The sequence below is a fragment of the Candidatus Endomicrobiellum agilis genome, assembly GCF_020328115.1.
GTDB classification, from domain to species: Bacteria; Elusimicrobiota; Endomicrobiia; order Endomicrobiales; family Endomicrobiaceae; genus Endomicrobiellum; species Endomicrobiellum agilis.
Genome location: NZ_JAIXMW010000001.1, coordinates 81,375 through 98,210, shown reverse-complemented (window position 1 = coordinate 98,210; position 16,836 = coordinate 81,375). Strand labels below are relative to the sequence as shown.

The 16,836-nt window shown below is 35.4% G+C and carries 19 protein-coding genes and 1 tRNA gene; 6 read left to right on the top strand and 14 right to left on the bottom strand.

The window, feature by feature from the left end; genetic code table 11:
* Nucleotides 1-54 precede the first annotated feature (54 nt).
* The 4 genes from LE179_RS00440 to LE179_RS00425 form a co-directional block, all read right to left on the bottom strand.
* Nucleotides 55-801, bottom strand: coding sequence for a RecB family exonuclease (locus tag LE179_RS00440; RefSeq protein ID WP_374128407.1), 747 nt, complete (start codon nt 799-801; stop codon nt 55-57).
* On the bottom strand, nt 785-1,387 hold the full coding sequence (rsmD, locus tag LE179_RS00435; RefSeq protein WP_374128406.1) for a 16S rRNA (guanine(966)-N(2))-methyltransferase RsmD: 603 nt from the start codon (nt 1,385-1,387) through the stop codon (nt 785-787). Before rsmD ends, LE179_RS00440 begins: the two co-directional genes overlap by 17 nt.
* A gap of 4 nt (nt 1,388-1,391) precedes the next feature.
* Nucleotides 1,392-1,808: a secondary thiamine-phosphate synthase enzyme YjbQ gene (locus LE179_RS00430; RefSeq protein ID WP_374128405.1), complete on the bottom strand. Its 417-nt coding sequence runs from the start codon at nt 1,806-1,808 to the stop codon at nt 1,392-1,394.
* Nucleotides 1,809-2,844: 1,036 nt separating this feature from the next.
* Nucleotides 2,845-2,917 (bottom strand) — tRNA-Ala (locus LE179_RS00425).
* Nucleotides 2,918-3,083: 166 nt separating this feature from the next.
* On the opposite strand from LE179_RS00425, the gene LE179_RS00420 reads away from it, so the two are divergent.
* The 5 genes from LE179_RS00420 (at nt 3,084) to LE179_RS00400 (ending at nt 6,470) form a co-directional block, all read left to right on the top strand.
* Complete coding sequence (locus LE179_RS00420) at nt 3,084-3,353, top strand: HU family DNA-binding protein (protein ID WP_374128404.1); 270 nt, start codon at nt 3,084-3,086, stop codon at nt 3,351-3,353.
* 20 nt (nt 3,354-3,373) lie between these two features.
* Complete coding sequence (locus LE179_RS00415; RefSeq protein ID WP_374128403.1) at nt 3,374-3,589, top strand: hypothetical protein; 216 nt, start codon at nt 3,374-3,376, stop codon at nt 3,587-3,589.
* A gap of 264 nt (nt 3,590-3,853) precedes the next feature.
* Nucleotides 3,854-5,146, top strand: coding sequence for a homoserine dehydrogenase (locus tag LE179_RS00410; protein ID WP_374128402.1), 1,293 nt, complete (start codon nt 3,854-3,856; stop codon nt 5,144-5,146).
* A gap of 700 nt (nt 5,147-5,846) precedes the next feature.
* Nucleotides 5,847-6,044 carry a hypothetical protein gene (locus LE179_RS00405; RefSeq protein WP_374128401.1) on the top strand — a complete coding sequence of 66 codons (198 nt, stop codon included), beginning with the start codon at nt 5,847-5,849 and terminating at the stop codon, nt 6,042-6,044.
* 42 nt (nt 6,045-6,086) lie between these two features.
* Nucleotides 6,087-6,470, top strand: a complete 384-nt coding sequence (locus LE179_RS00400; RefSeq protein WP_374128400.1) for a hypothetical protein — start codon at nt 6,087-6,089, stop codon at nt 6,468-6,470.
* Nucleotides 6,471-7,026: 556 nt separating this feature from the next.
* Here the strand turns inward: LE179_RS00400 and LE179_RS00395 are convergent.
* On the bottom strand, nt 7,027-7,242 hold the full coding sequence (locus tag LE179_RS00395; RefSeq protein ID WP_374128399.1) for a hypothetical protein: 216 nt from the start codon (nt 7,240-7,242) through the stop codon (nt 7,027-7,029).
* A gap of 489 nt (nt 7,243-7,731) precedes the next feature.
* Between LE179_RS00395 and bioB the strand changes: the two genes are divergently transcribed.
* On the top strand, nt 7,732-8,676 hold the full coding sequence (gene bioB, locus LE179_RS00390) for a biotin synthase BioB (RefSeq protein ID WP_374128398.1): 945 nt from the start codon (nt 7,732-7,734) through the stop codon (nt 8,674-8,676).
* 320 nt (nt 8,677-8,996) lie between these two features.
* Here bioB and LE179_RS00385 read toward each other — a convergent pair whose 3' ends face one another.
* The 9 genes from LE179_RS00385 to secF form a co-directional block, all read right to left on the bottom strand.
* Nucleotides 8,997-10,664, bottom strand: a complete 1,668-nt coding sequence (locus LE179_RS00385; protein WP_374128397.1) for a diphosphate--fructose-6-phosphate 1-phosphotransferase — start codon at nt 10,662-10,664, stop codon at nt 8,997-8,999.
* Nucleotides 10,665-10,727: 63 nt separating this feature from the next.
* Nucleotides 10,728-10,877, bottom strand: a complete 150-nt coding sequence (locus tag LE179_RS00380) for a hypothetical protein (RefSeq protein WP_374128396.1) — start codon at nt 10,875-10,877, stop codon at nt 10,728-10,730.
* The gene (locus LE179_RS00375) at nt 10,868-11,062 is read right to left on the bottom strand and encodes a hypothetical protein (RefSeq protein ID WP_374128395.1); all 195 of its coding nucleotides are present in this window, start codon (nt 11,060-11,062) and stop codon (nt 10,868-10,870) included. The genes LE179_RS00380 and LE179_RS00375 overlap by 10 nt, the downstream gene beginning before the upstream one ends.
* Before the next feature lie 153 nt (nt 11,063-11,215).
* The gene (locus LE179_RS00370; protein WP_374128394.1) at nt 11,216-11,377 is read right to left on the bottom strand and encodes a hypothetical protein; all 162 of its coding nucleotides are present in this window, start codon (nt 11,375-11,377) and stop codon (nt 11,216-11,218) included.
* Between the two features lie 10 nt (nt 11,378-11,387).
* Nucleotides 11,388-12,320: a glycosyltransferase family 9 protein gene (locus LE179_RS00365; RefSeq protein WP_374128393.1), complete on the bottom strand. Its 933-nt coding sequence runs from the start codon at nt 12,318-12,320 to the stop codon at nt 11,388-11,390.
* On the bottom strand, nt 12,301-13,974 hold the full coding sequence (locus tag LE179_RS00360; protein ID WP_374128392.1) for a glycosyltransferase family 9 protein: 1,674 nt from the start codon (nt 13,972-13,974) through the stop codon (nt 12,301-12,303). The genes LE179_RS00365 and LE179_RS00360 overlap by 20 nt, the downstream gene beginning before the upstream one ends.
* On the bottom strand, nt 13,967-15,175 hold the full coding sequence (locus tag LE179_RS00355) for a 3-deoxy-D-manno-octulosonic acid transferase (RefSeq protein WP_374128391.1): 1,209 nt from the start codon (nt 15,173-15,175) through the stop codon (nt 13,967-13,969). Before LE179_RS00355 ends, LE179_RS00360 begins: the two co-directional genes overlap by 8 nt.
* A 155-nt stretch (nt 15,176-15,330) precedes the next feature.
* Nucleotides 15,331-15,834, bottom strand: coding sequence for a hypothetical protein (locus tag LE179_RS00350; protein WP_374128390.1), 504 nt, complete (start codon nt 15,832-15,834; stop codon nt 15,331-15,333).
* A 68-nt stretch (nt 15,835-15,902) separates the two neighbouring features.
* A complete protein-coding gene (gene secF / locus LE179_RS00345; RefSeq protein WP_374128389.1) occupies nt 15,903-16,835 on the bottom strand; it encodes a protein translocase subunit SecF in 933 nt (310 codons plus the stop codon).
* Nucleotide 16,836 lies beyond the last annotated feature (1 nt).

Genomic DNA, 16,836 nt, shown 5'->3' with positions numbered 1-16,836 from the left:
GTATTTTACCTGCTCAATATTTTGAGTTTCCTGCAGTCCTGCCACGCACATAAATCATGCTGGACACAATTCGGCGCATGCTTCTTTATAAACTGAAAATTTGCATTTCAACTTAAAATCGCATAATTGACATTTCGAAACGTCAGGATTAAACTTTTCCGCCGTTATATTTTCTGCGGTTAATATCGCGAGATTTATCGCGTCAGCTATTTCGCTTTTAGATCTTTTCGTATAAATTTTTCTATTTTCCGACAAGAAGTAAATCGATATCTCGTCAGGATTAAAACCAAAAATATTTTTGCAAGCATACGCGTAAAAACTTAACTGTAAATCTCTGTCCACTCTTTCCTGCTCCCATACCTTTACATGGGTTTTATAATCCATAATTTCATACTTGCCGTCAGGATATCTATCAATTCTGTCAATAATACCTATAAACTTGTATCTTCCTATATTGGCATCAAACGCTCTTTCAACGTATAAAACTTCCGCGTCCGATTTGCTGAAAGATTTATAATAATTTACGAGCATTCGTTTGCCGCATTCATAATATTCAAATATCTGCTGTGGATCAGTAAATCCATCATTTTTCCAAGCGTCATCATAACACTCAAACAACACATTATAAGATTGTTCTTTGCCGCTGTGAAATTGTTCAAGCGCTTTATGAATAATATGCCCAAAAGTAACATTCGCATTAACCGGAATATGAAAATTATCTAAATATATAAGTTTGTATTTATACGGGCAAAACAAATACGCATTTACCCTCGAATAACTTATTTTAAAATCCTCTCTCATTTCCTATGTTTCCTAACCTTGCCCTTCTGTAAAAAGAAATAACAGTGTCGCCGTATTTCTCTACCCTAAAACATTCAAGTCCCGTAATATTTCCGACAGGTTCTTTTATATGTTTCTGTGCTATGAGAACGGAGTCGTCTTTTAAAATATCGTATTTCATCGCATTTTTCAAAGCAGGATATGTAAGCGCAAGAGTTTTTTTATTTCCGTCTTTGTAAGGAGGACCCATAAAAACTATGTCATACTTATCCCGCAAAACGGCAAAATCTTTTATTACGTCGCATTTGACGATTTTTGCCCTGTCATTGAATCCGAGCATGTTTACGTTGTATTTAATAAGCGACAGAGAAACTTCGCTTAACTCTGCAAATACCACTTTTTTCGCACCGCGAGAAAGAGCTTCAATTCCGACTGAACCCACTCCTGCAAATAAATCAATAAAAACAGAAGATGAAACTTTAAACTGTATTATATCAAAAATCGATTTCTTCATTCTGCCAAGCATAGGGCGTATGGATAAGTCATCACGCGGCAGAGTTTTTATCCTTCTTCCGCGAGACGCGCCCGCGATAACCTTCAAAGTCATTTACTCATTCTCCAAAAACCTGAACGAACACTTTTCTGCTTCGAGGCCTGTTATCAAAATCTACCAAAATTATTTGCTGCCAAGTTCCTGTCATTAAGGATTTTGACACAATCGGTATGGTTTTAGACGTACCTATTAATGAAGAACGTATATGCGAAAAACCGTTGCCGTCATGCCATTTTTCGTCATGAGCGTAAACACCTTTGACGGGAGCAATTACTTCAAGAGATTTGCGGAAATCCTCGACAAGTCCCGGTTCAAATTCAAGAGTCGTGATGGCAGAAGTAGAACTTGTCACGCCCAAAGTCGCTATGCCGTTTGTAATCCCAGAACGAGCAACAACTCTTTTAATATCATCTGTTATGTCAAGAATATCAGTATAACCTTTAGTTTCACAATTAATATACTCTGAGTAAATCATTTTTTTAACTCCTTTGTTTTATTTCACTTTTTATATTTCAAAAAATGGAACTAAAGGAGGAGAGATTGAACCTTCGTTCCCGGTCGTTTATTATTCCGCTTTCGCCGCTAAATCGCTAATCTTTTATTGCCGCATAGCAGCTCTCTTACATATTCGTCCCTCATCGGAGTACGTTCGCCTGACCTTTCTATGAGCATTTCCTACATGTCTCTTCTATGGTGCGCAAGAACCTTATAGATTGTTTCTGTCCATCTATCTTCCTTATATTTGGAAATCAAATTCACAATTAAAATATGACTCTTCCTTCACCGTGATTATCAATAGGAGTATCGTCCTTTTCTAAGGGAGGATTTATCCCGGTAATTCTAGAAAATTACGCATTCCGTGTTGATAGAGGAACTCCTAGCACGTAGCGTTTCCATAGATATTTGTATCAATGCGAATTTATATACTGAATATTAAATATCGCCCAACCGAAATTCACAGGTTATAGATTTCTTTCGGTCTTGATACAGCTCAAAACATATTATCCAAGCCCAGCCAGCTAACCAATGAGCATATTCCTATATCCTGTCGCATTTTTTTGCTGATTGCTGTTGAGAGCGGTCTTGAGGTAGCCGAATACTCGTCTGAACGCTCTGTAAAATACAATCTTGCTCCTTTGTATAAGCCTACAGCAGCAAGAATAGTTAAGGCTATACCTCAGACTACCTTAATCTTTGTCGCAATCTGCTGCCCTGAAGAACCCATCGTTTTTGTTCCGTTCTTGTTGTAATTCGCATTCTGCAAACCATTCATCAAAGCGACTGACTTTTTCTGTGTTTTGGTTGTTTTTTTGCGAGGGCGTAGACCCTGTAGATGTATTCGGAGTCAATGAGTCTTTTGGTGATATTTTCTCCGAACCGCAGTTCGCCAATAAGGTTAAACGGACTATAGTAGAACCAATTTTTTTAGGATTTTTTTGTACACCTATTTTAACCGCTCTTTATTCTATACTTCTTCTCTGCTAAAGTTCTTTTACATCTCAATTTTTATGTGGAGCTAAGGGGGATTGAACCCCTGACCTCTTGCATGCCATGCAAGCGCTCTCCCAGCTGAGCTATAGCCCCATAACCATAGCTTGACAGATTATAACGAAAGATGTACGTATTTGTCAAATATGTTTATTTACTGCACTTGAGCTATCGACGTCATTGACATTTTTATTGAAATTTATTATAAAATGAATGTGTTTTTAAAAAAACACAATTTACTTCGAATGGAGGTATTAATTTGATGAAAAAACCTGATGTCGTCAAACAGGTTGCTGATGTTTCAGGGTTAACGCAAAATGATTCAAATAAAGCAATAAAAGCTCTAGTTAAAGTAATCCAAATTACTCTAAAAAACGGCGGAGTGATTTCTCTTTCGGGTCTCGGATCTTTTAGAACTAAGCCCCGCAAAGCCAAACAGGGGAGAAACCCTAGAACCAAAGAAGTAATTCTCATTCCGCCGGGGAAAAAGGTTTCATTTAAGCCTACTACAACTCTTAGAAAAATAATATAGTAATTGAGTTTAAATAAAATATGATAAATATAAAATCGTCTAAAAATTTAGAAAAACTGCCACCTCATATGTTTGCCAAAATCAACTGGTTCAAGAAAGAAGTTTATGGCAAAAAGTCTTATGTCGCAAATTTAGATATATGGAGTTCTGTTTTTCCCGCGGCCTGTTGCGTCATCGACAGATTTTGCAACACGTTAAAACACAAAAATACAAACAAGTACCCGCAAGATACCTGAATTTAGAGAAATCATAACCGAGCAAACGATAGGACGTCCTGGACTGACTATTCGGATATAACTTGCAAAAGAAATCGGACTTATTGTCTCATTTTGATAAAAGTTTCAATAATAAGGCGAAAGATATGTAAAAGCGTCTTACGCAAAATATAGTAAAATACTTAACAACATTCTGTCTCACATAAACAATTTTACAAAATGCACCGTACATGCAGCATATCGTTTTGCGAGCATATAAAAATTGGAAAATATCAAGGATTAGCTATGAAAAAAAAGTATATTAATGTAGGTCTCATAGGATATGGAACTGTAGGAAAAGGCGTAGTAAAAATATTAGGAGAAAACAAAAAAATAGTTTTAAGAAAAGTCGGTAAACCTATATGTATAAAATCAATTTGCGATTTAAAACCTATAGACAAACCTGAACTTTACGTTAAAAACTTCAGAGACATAATAAAAGATCCCGAAATAGATTTGATTGTTGAGCTTATCGGTGGATACGAGCCTGCAAGGACAGTGATAATAGAATCTTTAAAAGCTGGCAAAAATGTCGTCAGTGCAAATAAAGCCGTACTTGCAAAATACTGGGATCAGATTTTCACAACAGCACAAATATATCAGAAATCAATATATTACGAAGCTTCTGTCGGCGGCGTAATCCCGGTGGTTCAAGGTTTAAGCGAAGGACTTGCTTCTGAAGAAGTATTTGAAATCAAAGGTATTTTAAACGGTACCACAAATTTCATTTTAAGCGAAATGAAAAAGCACTGCGTACCTTATGAAGAAGCCTTAAAAAGCGCTCAAAAAGCCGGTTATGCCGAAGCCAATCCATCTTTTGACGTAGACGGCATTGACACGGCAAACAAACTCGCTATACTTGCTTCTCTTGCGTGGGGCAGCTGGATAAAAGTCAAAAATATACCGCTTGTCAAAGGTATTGCGGATTTAGATATCGAGGACATTTTAATAACACAGGATTTCGGATACGACGTGAAACTCATAGGTTCGGCACAGAAAACAAAAGACGGAATAGATATGTCCGTACAGCCGTGCCTTATAAATTACGATCACGCCTTCACAACAGTTGAAAATGAATATAACGCCATCATGATTACGGGAAAAGATTCAGGCGACGTCTTATTTTACGGCAAAGGAGCGGGACAACAGCCTGCGGCAAGCGCAGTTGTGTCCGACATTATAAACCTTTCAAAATCCATCATTACAAACACTGTAGGAATTATCCCAGATGTAGTCTATGACAGTAAGAAAAAAATTAAAATTCTTCCTATAGGCAAAAGCAAATCGCCTTATTACTTAAGGTTTGCCGTCATAGATAAAGCCGGCGTTTTATCAAAAATTTCAGGAATTCTGGCCGAATTTAAAGTTTCAATCGCAAGGAGCCTTGCACAACTCAATATAAACGGCACCGATTACGGCAGAATTATCATAATTACGCACGAAACACATCTCGAGGATCTTGAAAAAGCTTTAAAGCAGATCAACGCCACAAAATCTATAGTGAAACACAAAACGGTTAAAATTAAAATAGAAGTTTGAAAGGCATGCAGTTTTAAACACGACAATGATATATGCTTACAATTTAGAGCTGCAAAAGAACAAGTGTGCCAGTATAAATGCGGAGGCAATATTTGAGCATCTTGAATTCAAGGATAATAATGATAAAATAAAAGGAGCAAAAGAGCGTTGAACCTTTACGGCGATGCAAAATTGTTAAATTACGTCAACGATATTGCCAAGAATGAAAAAGCGAATAGAAGCCAAATTTTACAGCTTTTTTACAGAATTCTTTACCCGAATTGACAGCAACGATTGTGGAAAAAAGAATATTACGGCGGCGATTGATTACGGCACTTGGACAAGACTGCAAAATCTAACTGAAAGGAAAAACTCAAATTTAAACAGTGTTTGTATGAACATAATTAAGGACAAATATGATATAAGAAAATAATAGCTTTTTCTTTAGCATTAATGCTAACTACTGGCTGTTTGAGTACTTTTCCTGTGCATACTAAATCGCTATGCTTTTTATACAGATATTTCTCCTGCTGATGCTCATGAGTCTTCTCATAAAAAAATTAAGACAGATTATTACTTAGCTAAATTGCAATCTCTAAATCTGACTTATTCTTACTACTTTGTTTATATCCGACGCATTCATCAGTTAATAATCTGAATGAGTTATTAAATCCATTTTCAGTTTCTTCATCTTCTTCGAGAGATATTTGTTCAAGCGATTTTGATTTTGATTAAGGTTTTTGAAGAGCTTGTAGGCATTCAGCTGTATTTTGCTTATTGTAAGAAGCTTTATCTTTATCACAAGTGTGACAATTGTACGATTAATAAGCTTTTTATTATGGATAATATTACGACTGCCAACGCCTGCGATGTGTATTTAAATCTTCTAAAACTTAGTGAAGATAAAAGCTATAAATAAAAAACCTTATACTTCTTCTGTCTGGGTAAAAGCGGGATAAAAATGAAAAGAACAGTAGCGCTTCTTTTGATAGTAGCTTTAATTGCAAGTTGTGGAAAGTTTGCAAGAGTTATAAATTCAGCAAATTCTTCAGGTTTAAATTTAGCAAATTCAGACGATAATTCTTCTCTTGGCACAGTTGCGGAAAATGCGGAAAATAATGACGTGAATTTTTCTGTAAATTCGGCAAATTCTTCAGGTTTAAATTTGGTAAATTCAGACAATAATTCTTCTCCTGACACAGTTGTGGAAAATGCGGGAAATAATGACGCGAATCCTTTTGTTTTGGGACTTGAAGAACTTTTAAATAATATTACTGCTATGGAGGCAACTTGGACCGATGCGGAAAATGATAACGCAAATTTGATTAATCCTGAAGAGGAATGAAAACGGAACGACCTATTGTCAAAACTGCTCCGTGTTTAGTGAGGGAAAGATAAACAAGTAATTACATCAGTTTAACGTTGTTGTCATGTTAATGCTTTTAGAATTATTCCATAATAAAAAAAAGAACAAGTTGTTAATCAAAAGAAAAGGTAATTTATAGAGCCGCACTCGGCAATAATTCCGATAGTTATAAGCCTAAGTCGTCAGAGCTTTTATCTTTAAAGTGTCCAGAGTGTCTGAAAGCTAACAATCGTTTAATTCTTGACTCTTTAACTCTTTAGCAGGGGTGTGTATAGTGTTTTTCTTTTATCTCGTCTATAATCGTTTAAAGAATGAAGGAAAAAAGCCAGCAGAAATAAGTCAGATACCACAGTCGGCATTTAGTCGTTTTGATTCTGATACTCCTTCCTATTCGCCGACAATATTAGAAGAATTTAATGACATGACGCAAGGTAATTCTATTAATGCAGAGCTTTGTCTTCTCAGTGAGTAATCATAATTATAAAAGCTTTTGTCAACTCCCGCAAGGAGTTTAATGCGGATTGGAAAATATCTCTCACACGATACTCGCAGCGTTTTTACTGCTTATACCTTTCGTGTTGGGAGCTGCCAGCATTTTTCTCCGCTTTTGTATTTTTTTCCTCTTAAAGTATAAAACGTCGAGTGGAACTACTTCAACCGCTTTTAAAAACAGTAGATAAGTAGATATTATACCGATGTAAATCAGCGAAGCGGATATATATTGCCTAAGCTGTTTATTGACGGTTCTCAATTAACTTCCGTCGATAGACTGTCTTATATAAAGAGTTTGCAGGTAAATGCAGATTTCTTTAAAAACGAAAACAGAGCAGCTTGCGTTTAAAGCTACTCTATAAAAAAAACACAGAAAATTAAGGACTTAACGCTGTAGTGAAGCATTTAAGCTTGCTTTATTGTTATGCCATAAAAAATAAAAGGATCAAAAAAATATTGATTGAAGAGCAGCATAAAGAGTAAAAAAGGAGCGGATTAAAAAAATTCTTAAAAGATATATTATTCCTCAATTTAGGGAAACATTGCCTGAACTAGAGGATGAATTAAATAGGCGAATGATTGCAGCTGCTCACGCTAAAGAGGAGAAAGCGAAGGTATTGTGTGGACTTATTTGGACAATAAAAATAATCTGCAAAGATCGAATTTGATGTATTCAGGCGCTAAAAAATGATAAATTGAATAAATGTTTGCAAATTTTGAATTTAATGCAGAATAGGAAAAAGCATAAATGGAAGACTTAACTATTGAAATCGCAAATGGTAAACAGATTACAAAAGAAGAAGCTTTGAAATTTTTTGATTTTGAACTTGAAGACATCTTTCTTGCATCCGCTAAAATACGCAGAAAATATAAAGGTGACAAAGTAAAAGTTTGTTCTATTATAAATGCAAAATCAGGACAGTGCAGCGAAGACTGCAAGTTTTGCGCTCAATCGGCTTTCAACAAAACTGACGTGAAGGTATATTCTCTTGTAGATACTGAAAAAATAAATGAAGTTTCTATTAAAGCTTTAGAAAACGTAGGATGTTTCGGCATTGTTTCAAGCGGCAATTCTTTGAACGATGTAGAAATAGAAAAACTTTGCGAAATGTTTAAAAAACATAAGAAAGTATCGCATTTAGGCGTTTCCATAGGCAGAATATCAGACGAAAATTTTCTTAAACTTAAAAAAGCCGGCATAAAAAAAATGCACCATAATCTTGAAACGTCTGAAAATTTTTATCCCAATATTTGTTCCACACACAGTTATCAGGAAAGAGTTGACACTATAAAAAGAGCTAAAAAATTCGGTTTTGAAATATGTTCCGGCGGACTTTTCGGTATGGGAGAAAGTTTTAAAGACAGAGTAGATTTAGCATTTACTTTAAAAGAGCTTGGCTCTGACAGCGTTCCTATGAATTTTTTAATGCCTATTAAAGGCACAGCTCTCGAACACTTACCCACAATGACTCCAGTCGAAATCTTAAAAACAATAGCAGTTTTCAGAATAATCTTACAAACTCCCGATATTATGATATGCGGCGGCAGAGAAGTAAATTTAAGAGATTTACAGTCGTGGATATTCCAAGCAGGCGCAAACGGTCTCATGACCGGCGGCTACCTCACCATAAGCGGCAGAAACATAACTTCTGATAAACAAATGATAAAAGACCTAGACCTAGAAATAGAATAAAGCAGAAAATGTCACATTTTTAAATATTTTTTATATTGTGTTTACAGTAAAAAGCCTATCTTGCGCAGATGTACCGTCCCATCAATAAAACAAATATCAATAGCGAGTTCTACTGCAACGATAACAAGCAAGGCTTGATAATCCTGATTTTTAAGAAATATGAGAGAGATATGAACACAACCCATAATTATCTAAGGGACTAAAAAAACCGACTTTATCCTAAATCTCTTTTTATTAAGTGCCAGTTCTAAAAACAAAAAAGGGCTGTCCCTTTATATTTCTGGGGACAGCCCAAGCTAACTATCCTATTTAAACTACTATCACTTTTCAGACTGTTCGTATCTAAGCGTTCTCGTCATCATATCTGTGACATCTGCAGGTCCAAAATATTGTATAGGTCCCGGGAAAATATAACTTTCGCTGACAGCCCACTCATCTCTATTTTTTACAAATTCTTTAAACGGTTTCCCGTCTAAATCAACCAAAGCTTTCTGTATAACGGGTTTTTCCTTCCCATGTCTTCTTTCAATATTCATCATCATTGTAAGAGGAATTCCGCCACACTCCCATTGCTCCGGGGATTTTACAAGATTTCTTACAGACGATAAATAACCCGTAAGTCCGTTTATCACAAGCATAGCCGCATTATAGCCTAAAGCGTAAGTGTAATTTGCATCAAAATTTGACGGGATTCCGCAGCGACCTTCATATCCAAAAAAATGTGTAATCGCCGAGAACTTACCTTTATATTTATTTTCTTTTTTCAGTTCAGAAAGCTTTTTATGCACCATCTCTATTAAAAGTTTTTCTGTTTCAATCAATGACACCTGAACATTACCGTGAGGATCTCTGTCCAACATAAGCTGCGAAGCAATGTCCGCAGGAAGCGACTTCATTAAATCGGAAAGTTCTTTAGGAAGCTTACCGCAGACAAATTCTTTCTTATCCCTAATCGAACTAAGCTTCGCAACGGCATCTGCATTTTCAGCTAAAGTATCGTTAAGGACTGAAATAAGCTCTTTCATTTCAGGTATAAACTCTATAAGTCCTTCTGGCACCAAAACAACTCCGAAGTTTTTACCCGCCTGTGAACGTCTTATTATAACGTCAACAATATTTTCAACGACTTTGGCAAGCTTCATATTCTTCGACAAAATCTCTTCGCCGACTAAAACAATGTTAGGCTGGGTTTTAAAACCAACTTCCAACGTAATATGAGAAGCACTTCTCCCCATGAGACGAACAAAATGCCAGTACTTTTGCGCCGAATTTACATCTCTGCAGATATTTCCGACCAGCTCCGAATAAATCTTTGTCGCTGTGTCAAAACCAAATGAAGTTTCAATGTACTTATTTTTCAAATCTCCGTCAATAGTTTTAGGAACACCTACAACACATTTGCCTAAATTTTCTTTCTTTAAGTATTCCGCTATCATAGCAGCGTTTGTATTCGAGTCGTCCCCACCGACAACAACCAGCGCATCTACTTTAGACGTCAAAAGATTAGCTTTCGTCAAACTAAACTGTTCGGGCGTTTCAATTTTCGTTCTTCCCGATTGTATGAAATCAAAGCCACCCGTATTTCTGTACTCGCATAATAATTCTTTGGAAATCTCTTTATATTTATTTTCCAAAATTCCCGATGGACCTCCTAGATAACCTATTAAAGTGTTCTCGCTGTTTGCTTCTTTCAATCCGTCAAAAAGCCCTGCTATGACATTATGTCCTCCCGGAGCTTGTCCTCCCGAAAGAACTACAGCAACTTTTATAGCTTTCTTTGCGGCAACAGCATTTGTGCCTTTTTTAAATCTAACTTCAGGCAAACCGTAAATATTCTTAAAAATCTCTTTTATTTCATCCTGATCCGCCACAGATTGCGTAGCTTTTCCCTTAACGAGCTTTATAGAAGCCGATCCATTTTTTAATACGTCCGGCAGAACCGGCTTAAATTTCCTTCTTTCAATTTGAAGCTCCGAAACATTTGCCATCCTTTATGTCCTCCGATTTTTTTAGAATCTGTTTACGCACAACGCGAAAATATATTGTATATACTAGCAACTTCCAGTCCACACTGTAACTTTTGAAATAATATCTTCCGGCATAATTTGTGAAATATCATCTTTTTGTATTATTAGATATTTTTCAAAAGACATAGGTCTCGTTTGAAGCGGATCCGCACAACCAAACACACCTATATACATCTTGCCCCTACAGCAGCGGTTAATGCATAGCATCCGAATCCATACACTACAAACAAACTGCATTTTTTTAAAAAAGCAACTCTGTCTAAAATACTGTTTTCTGCGATAAACATCTTTGTCGCCATTTTACATTTTCCAGCAATTTCATTTAAAGATTCCCTTATTATTAAATAACGAGGAAACACCTGATATATGCGCCTCATTGATAAGTAAAAAACTTAAAGACGCCGTCTCAAAACCCGTCCTTTCTCTCACTCCCGAAAAATAAGCTGAAATTAACGAACGCGACGATTCCGAAAAAAGAAAGTCTTCATCAAATTTTTCTTTTCTTATATTTTTTATAAAGTTTTCTCTTTAGGTATTATTCCGTCAACCAAATCTGAAGACGTTAAAAATTGCGATAAAGCAGACCTAACGACAGAATATACCCTCGCATTCAATTCCTGTTTTGCAGACTTAAGAACCGGGAGCGAGAAAGGTAAATCCCCAAGCCGATTCATATGAAAAAAACTATCTCATCCACTTTCTTATCTCTGAAAAAACATTCTCAGGTTTAACAGCGTTTATATTCTTAGCATCATTTTCATTTAAAAGCAACGAAAATTTTCCCATATAGGGAGAGGCATCATCTATATTCAAAGTCCCGAGTATAAAAACAGATGGAGTCTGCAAAATCGACGACAGATGCATAGGTCCGGTATCTGCTCCGACGGCAACTCTACTTTTCAACAAAATGCCTGCGACATCCTCTATTTCCGTTTTGCCGCATAAATCTATAATTTTATCGGACTTTAATTTTCCGAAATCTTTAACAGAACCCAAAATCACAATCTGCACATTAAAATATTCTTTTTTTATCAAATCAATAAGCTTATTATAATTCAATATGCTCCAGTCTTTTCCTTTTCCTCTTGCAAAAGGAATCAGGGAAATAAAATCCCCCGAAATCCCGTTATCTTGTAAAATCTCATCCGCATTTGAATCTATTTTCATGTTCACTTCAGGATGAAAAATTTTACCGGTCAAAAAACGAACAGGTTCAAGATTGCGAAGCGTACTATTCAGCCCAGCATTTTCCGGATACACTTCCTTTATTAAAAGATTGCTGAATTCCTTCATTCCAGGCACGCCGAGTTTTATTTTTGCTCTGGCAAATTTTGCGAGAAAAGCGCTTCTTAAAAGCCCCTGCAAATCCATAATTAAATCATATTCTGTTTCATTAATTTTCTTTAATACTTCAAAAAAACCTTTTAATCCTTTTTCTCTGTCCCACTTTATAATTTTATCGACATCAGAACAAATTTTAAGAATAGAAGCCCATCTGTTAAAAACAACCCAGCTTATTTCGCACATATGATGATATGCCTGTTTTAAAGCGTTCGCGCAAGGTAAAGCTTTTACAATATCACCAAATGAGCTTGGCTTAATAATTAAAATTTTCATATTTTTTCTTCACTTCTTCAAAAACTTCGGAAACAGTTATACTACGCATACATATAGTACTTTTACAATTTCTATTTCTACACGGCTGGCAGTCCACCTGATGCTGTATAATTTTCGTATTGCCTTTATACGGTCCCGTAAGTTTTGCGTCTGTCGGACCTAAAATTGCCACAGCTTGAGTGTCAAAAGCCGTTGCAATATGCATAGGACCCGACTCACTGCCTACAAAAACTCTACACATTTTTAAAAAAGCACACAGTTCTTTTAAAGTGAATTTTCCGGTCATATCAGTAGTTTTAACGCCAACGACTGAAACTATTTCTTCGTTTAAACCTTTTTCGCTTGCTCCGCCTTCTTTTCCTCCGACAAAAACAATATCCGCATCCAACTCGTTTTTCAACTTTCCCGCAAGACCGGCAAACTTATGGCTGCCCCACCTTCTTGAAACCCAACCTCCACCGGGATGAATTCCGATTATTTTTTCCAAATTTACATTCTCTTTTAACAGCTTTTGCCTGACGCTTTTAAAGTTCTCCTCAGGTATTACAATGGGATAACTTTTTTCGTCGACACAGTCCAAATATTTTGCAACTTCAAAATGTCGCTCGACACAATGGCATTTTTGGCGAGATTTTATTTCTTTTGAAAACAGCCACGAAAACTCTCTCATTCCATTTGTAGAAGAAGACGCTATTTTAAACTTTGCGCCGGCAAGTTTAACAAGCATCGCCGACTTTGCAAGTCCGTGTAAATCTATGCTTAAATCAAATTTTTGTTCTCTTAAGCACTGTCTTAAATTTTTATAATATTTAAAAGAGATTTGTCTCCTGTCCCAGATAAAAATATTTTCGAGAAAAGGATTACCATCTAAAATTTCAACGCATCTCTCATCCACAATCCAACTTAATCTTGCATAGGGATATCTTTTTTTAATTGCCGAAAGAACTGGTATAGAAAAAACTATATCGCCTATTCTGCTGGGCTGAACAATTAAAATCTTAGGAGCAGGATGATACTCCAAATATTTTAAAATATCTTTTTCCCAGTAATATTTACCCGTAAATTCAAATAACTTATTTAATTTCTCTTCCACAAGAACCGCTTTCTCTTCAATATCATCTCCATCATCGATATAAAACGGTTCTCCATAAATCTGCACCATTTTCGAAAAAGGCAGCGGAATTATCATTTTATCCCACGACTTGTTAATTACGATTTTATTTTTCGGCGAACAACTTATGGGAAGCAGCAACATACCCGTTTTTTGCGCTGCATATACGGCTCCGTATTTAAATTTATGATAAAGCCCTTTAGGACCATCTGCCCCAAAAGCAATAGAATATCCTTTGCGGGCATATCTTATAATTTCTATCAGCGCCCTTCCACCGCTTTTACTCGATGATCCTCTGACAGTTAAATAACCGTACTTTTTTAAAACTTGAGACAAAATTTCTCCGTCTTTCGACAGGCTTGCCATAATAACTATATTACTTTTTTGGTTAGAAAACATCATCGGGAATGTATTTCCATGCCAGAAAGAATAAATTGAAGGCTTTGGATAATGAAAAGTATCATTTAACGATTTTTTTCTCAGAGTTTTATCTATAATACGACATATAAAAATAATAATTCTCATTAAATTTTTACTAGGCATCTAAACTTTCTTTTATTTTTTTTATTGTAAAAGAAACAGCGCCATTCTGCGACTCAATAGCTTTTAAAGCATTGCGACCAGTATCTTCAAGAAACTTTTTATCAGATATAAACTTTTTTATGCTATCAGCTAAATCGCTGGCATTTTCAACAATTAAAGCTCCGCCATATTTTAAAAGAATTTCAGATTCGGTTTTAAAGTTATTCATATTTCTGCCAAACAAAACGGGTTTCGCGTACGCCGCAGGCTCTATGGGATTCTGTCCACCTCCATTTACTAAAGAACCTCCGACATAACAAACGTCTGAAACCGAATATATGCTCTGTAATTTTCCAAAAACATCGATCAAAATGAATTTACTGTTAAAATCACCCTCAGAAAATAACGAATATTTAATACGCTTACCTTTAAGAATTTCCATTACGGTTTTTACTCTTGAGAGATGTCTCGGAGCAAGGAAAAATTTAATCTTGCTAAAACGGGAAGTTATTTTATTATACACGTCTGCAATAATTTCTTCTTCCCCTTCTTTTGTACTGCCGACTGTAAAAACAAAATCTTCTTCACTTAGAGAGAAATCTTCTCTCCTTGAATTTAATGTAAAATTCCTGTCATATTTTATATTCCCAGAAATAACAATTTCACTCTTTCCACCCGTTAAAAATGCAAATCTATCAGCATCATCTTTATTTCTTGCCATAACAACATTGATTAACTTCATAAATCTACTCCAGAAAAATTTCAACCTTTTATAAGCTTTAAATGATTTAGTGGACATTCTCCCGTTGATTGTAATAATTTTTATATTTTTGCGTGCCGCAGTATAAAGCATAGTCACCCAAAGTTCAGTTTCAACAAGTATCAGCATATCCGGTTTAATAACATTAAACGCTTTACACATAAAAGGAAAAATATCTAAAGGAAGTAAAGCGACAAAATCTGCTTTTTGTAATTTTTGGGCATAGTCTCTGCCGCTTTTTGTAGTTGATGTTAAAACGATATAATACTTATCTCCAAACCCATCCAAAATAGGCTCCACAGCGCGTATTTCTCCGAGCGAAGCACAATGTATCCAAAGAGTTGTTTTTAAATTCCTATGCGAGAGTTTATAAATAGCAAGACGTTCAGATAGTTTGTAAAAAAATTCTTTCCTGTATCCGGTAGTAGTACTAAAAAGAACAAAAACCGCAATCAAAGGCAAAAATAAAACAAAGAAAATATTGTATATTACCAAAAAAAAATTGTCATTCCCTCACCGCGTACTAAAATAAAGATATTTTTCGCGACCAGAACCGTATTATTTACACTGTAAATTTCTTAGCTTCTAACACACAATCATGTCTTTACTTTAAATTCTTATTTCTTTGTCCTCTTCTTAGAAGACGTCCAATAAAATAATCCGCATGTTGAATATAGAGGACTCAGTTCCCCAGATTCTGCATTTATGCCTATTTTACTAACAGGAATAAATTTTGCCGCAGCTTCGTATAAACACGGCGGAATGTCAACAACCCTCGAAATCTCACAGTTTTCTTCCTGTGCCTCATTCAAAACAAGTCTTTGTATAAATTTTTTTGACTGTTCTAAAGCATCGCTACTTATTACAGAAACAATTTTTCCAGTATATTCACCAAAAATCTCTTCATTTCTCTTATATTCTTCATAAAGACTGCTGCCTATAGTTACAAAAAAAACACTTTCAGCAATCCATTTTGGCGGTACATCTTTTTCATAAATAAAAGGAAGTGTTTCTTTTGAAAAAGTCTCATAAACCACAGACGGAACCAAAAACTTGGAATAAAAACGACAACTCCTCTGAACTGACTTCTCAAGTTCTAAGGATAGTTCAGCGGTATTCATAAGCTTCTTAATTACGCGCAAAATTTCTTTCAGGCGCAAATTTACTCTAAAATTCTTTATCTTCCGCATCACTTTGAACGAACAACACCCTGCTTTATGGCGTTTTTCAAACGTTTACTTTTCCTTGTTTCCCACTCATAAACAAGCGACACACAAATAAATATCGTAGAAAACACTCCAAGCACCGTCCCTATGACCATTATGTATGCAAAAGTATGTATAACTTCTCCACCTAAGAAAAAGAGCGAACACGCCACAATAAACACAGTTAAAGAAGTAACAACAGTTCTGACAAGAACCTCATTTATGCTTTTATTAATTAGTGTTGCAAAATCTTCTTTTCCAAGAAGTCTTAAATTTTCTTTTATCCTATCAAACAAAACTATAGTATCGTTAATTGAATAACCGGCAACCGTGAGAAGAGCGGCAATAACCGTTATGTTAATTTCCTTGTTTACAAGAATTACAAAACCTAAAGATATAACAACATCATGAATAATTCCTACAATAGACGCAAGTCCCCACAAACTGGATTTAAATCTGAACGCAATATAAATAATCATACCTAAAAATGCAAATAAAAATACATAGATAGCTTGTTTTGAAATATATTCGCCGACAGTAGGACCTACGTATTCAACTCTTTCAATATTAAACGGATTATCCGGAAATTTTGACCGTATTGAGCTTTTAACTGAATCCTCAAACTCTTCCTGAGATTTAAGATTTTTCTTTGCTCTTATTATAATAAGATTGCCAGAACTTTGAAGTTCAAAAGAACCTATTCCACTTTCCTCTACAGCTTTGCGGACATCCTGCAATACAACTTTATCTTGAAAAGAAATCTGCATAAGAATACCGCCGGTAAAGTCAATACCATAATTCGGTCCGCTTCTGTAAATAAAAGCTCCTATCGTCACTAAAAACAATAGTCCAGAAACTACAAAAAATTTATAGCGGTTCCTGATAAAATCTATATTTACAGATTTAAAAAATCGCACG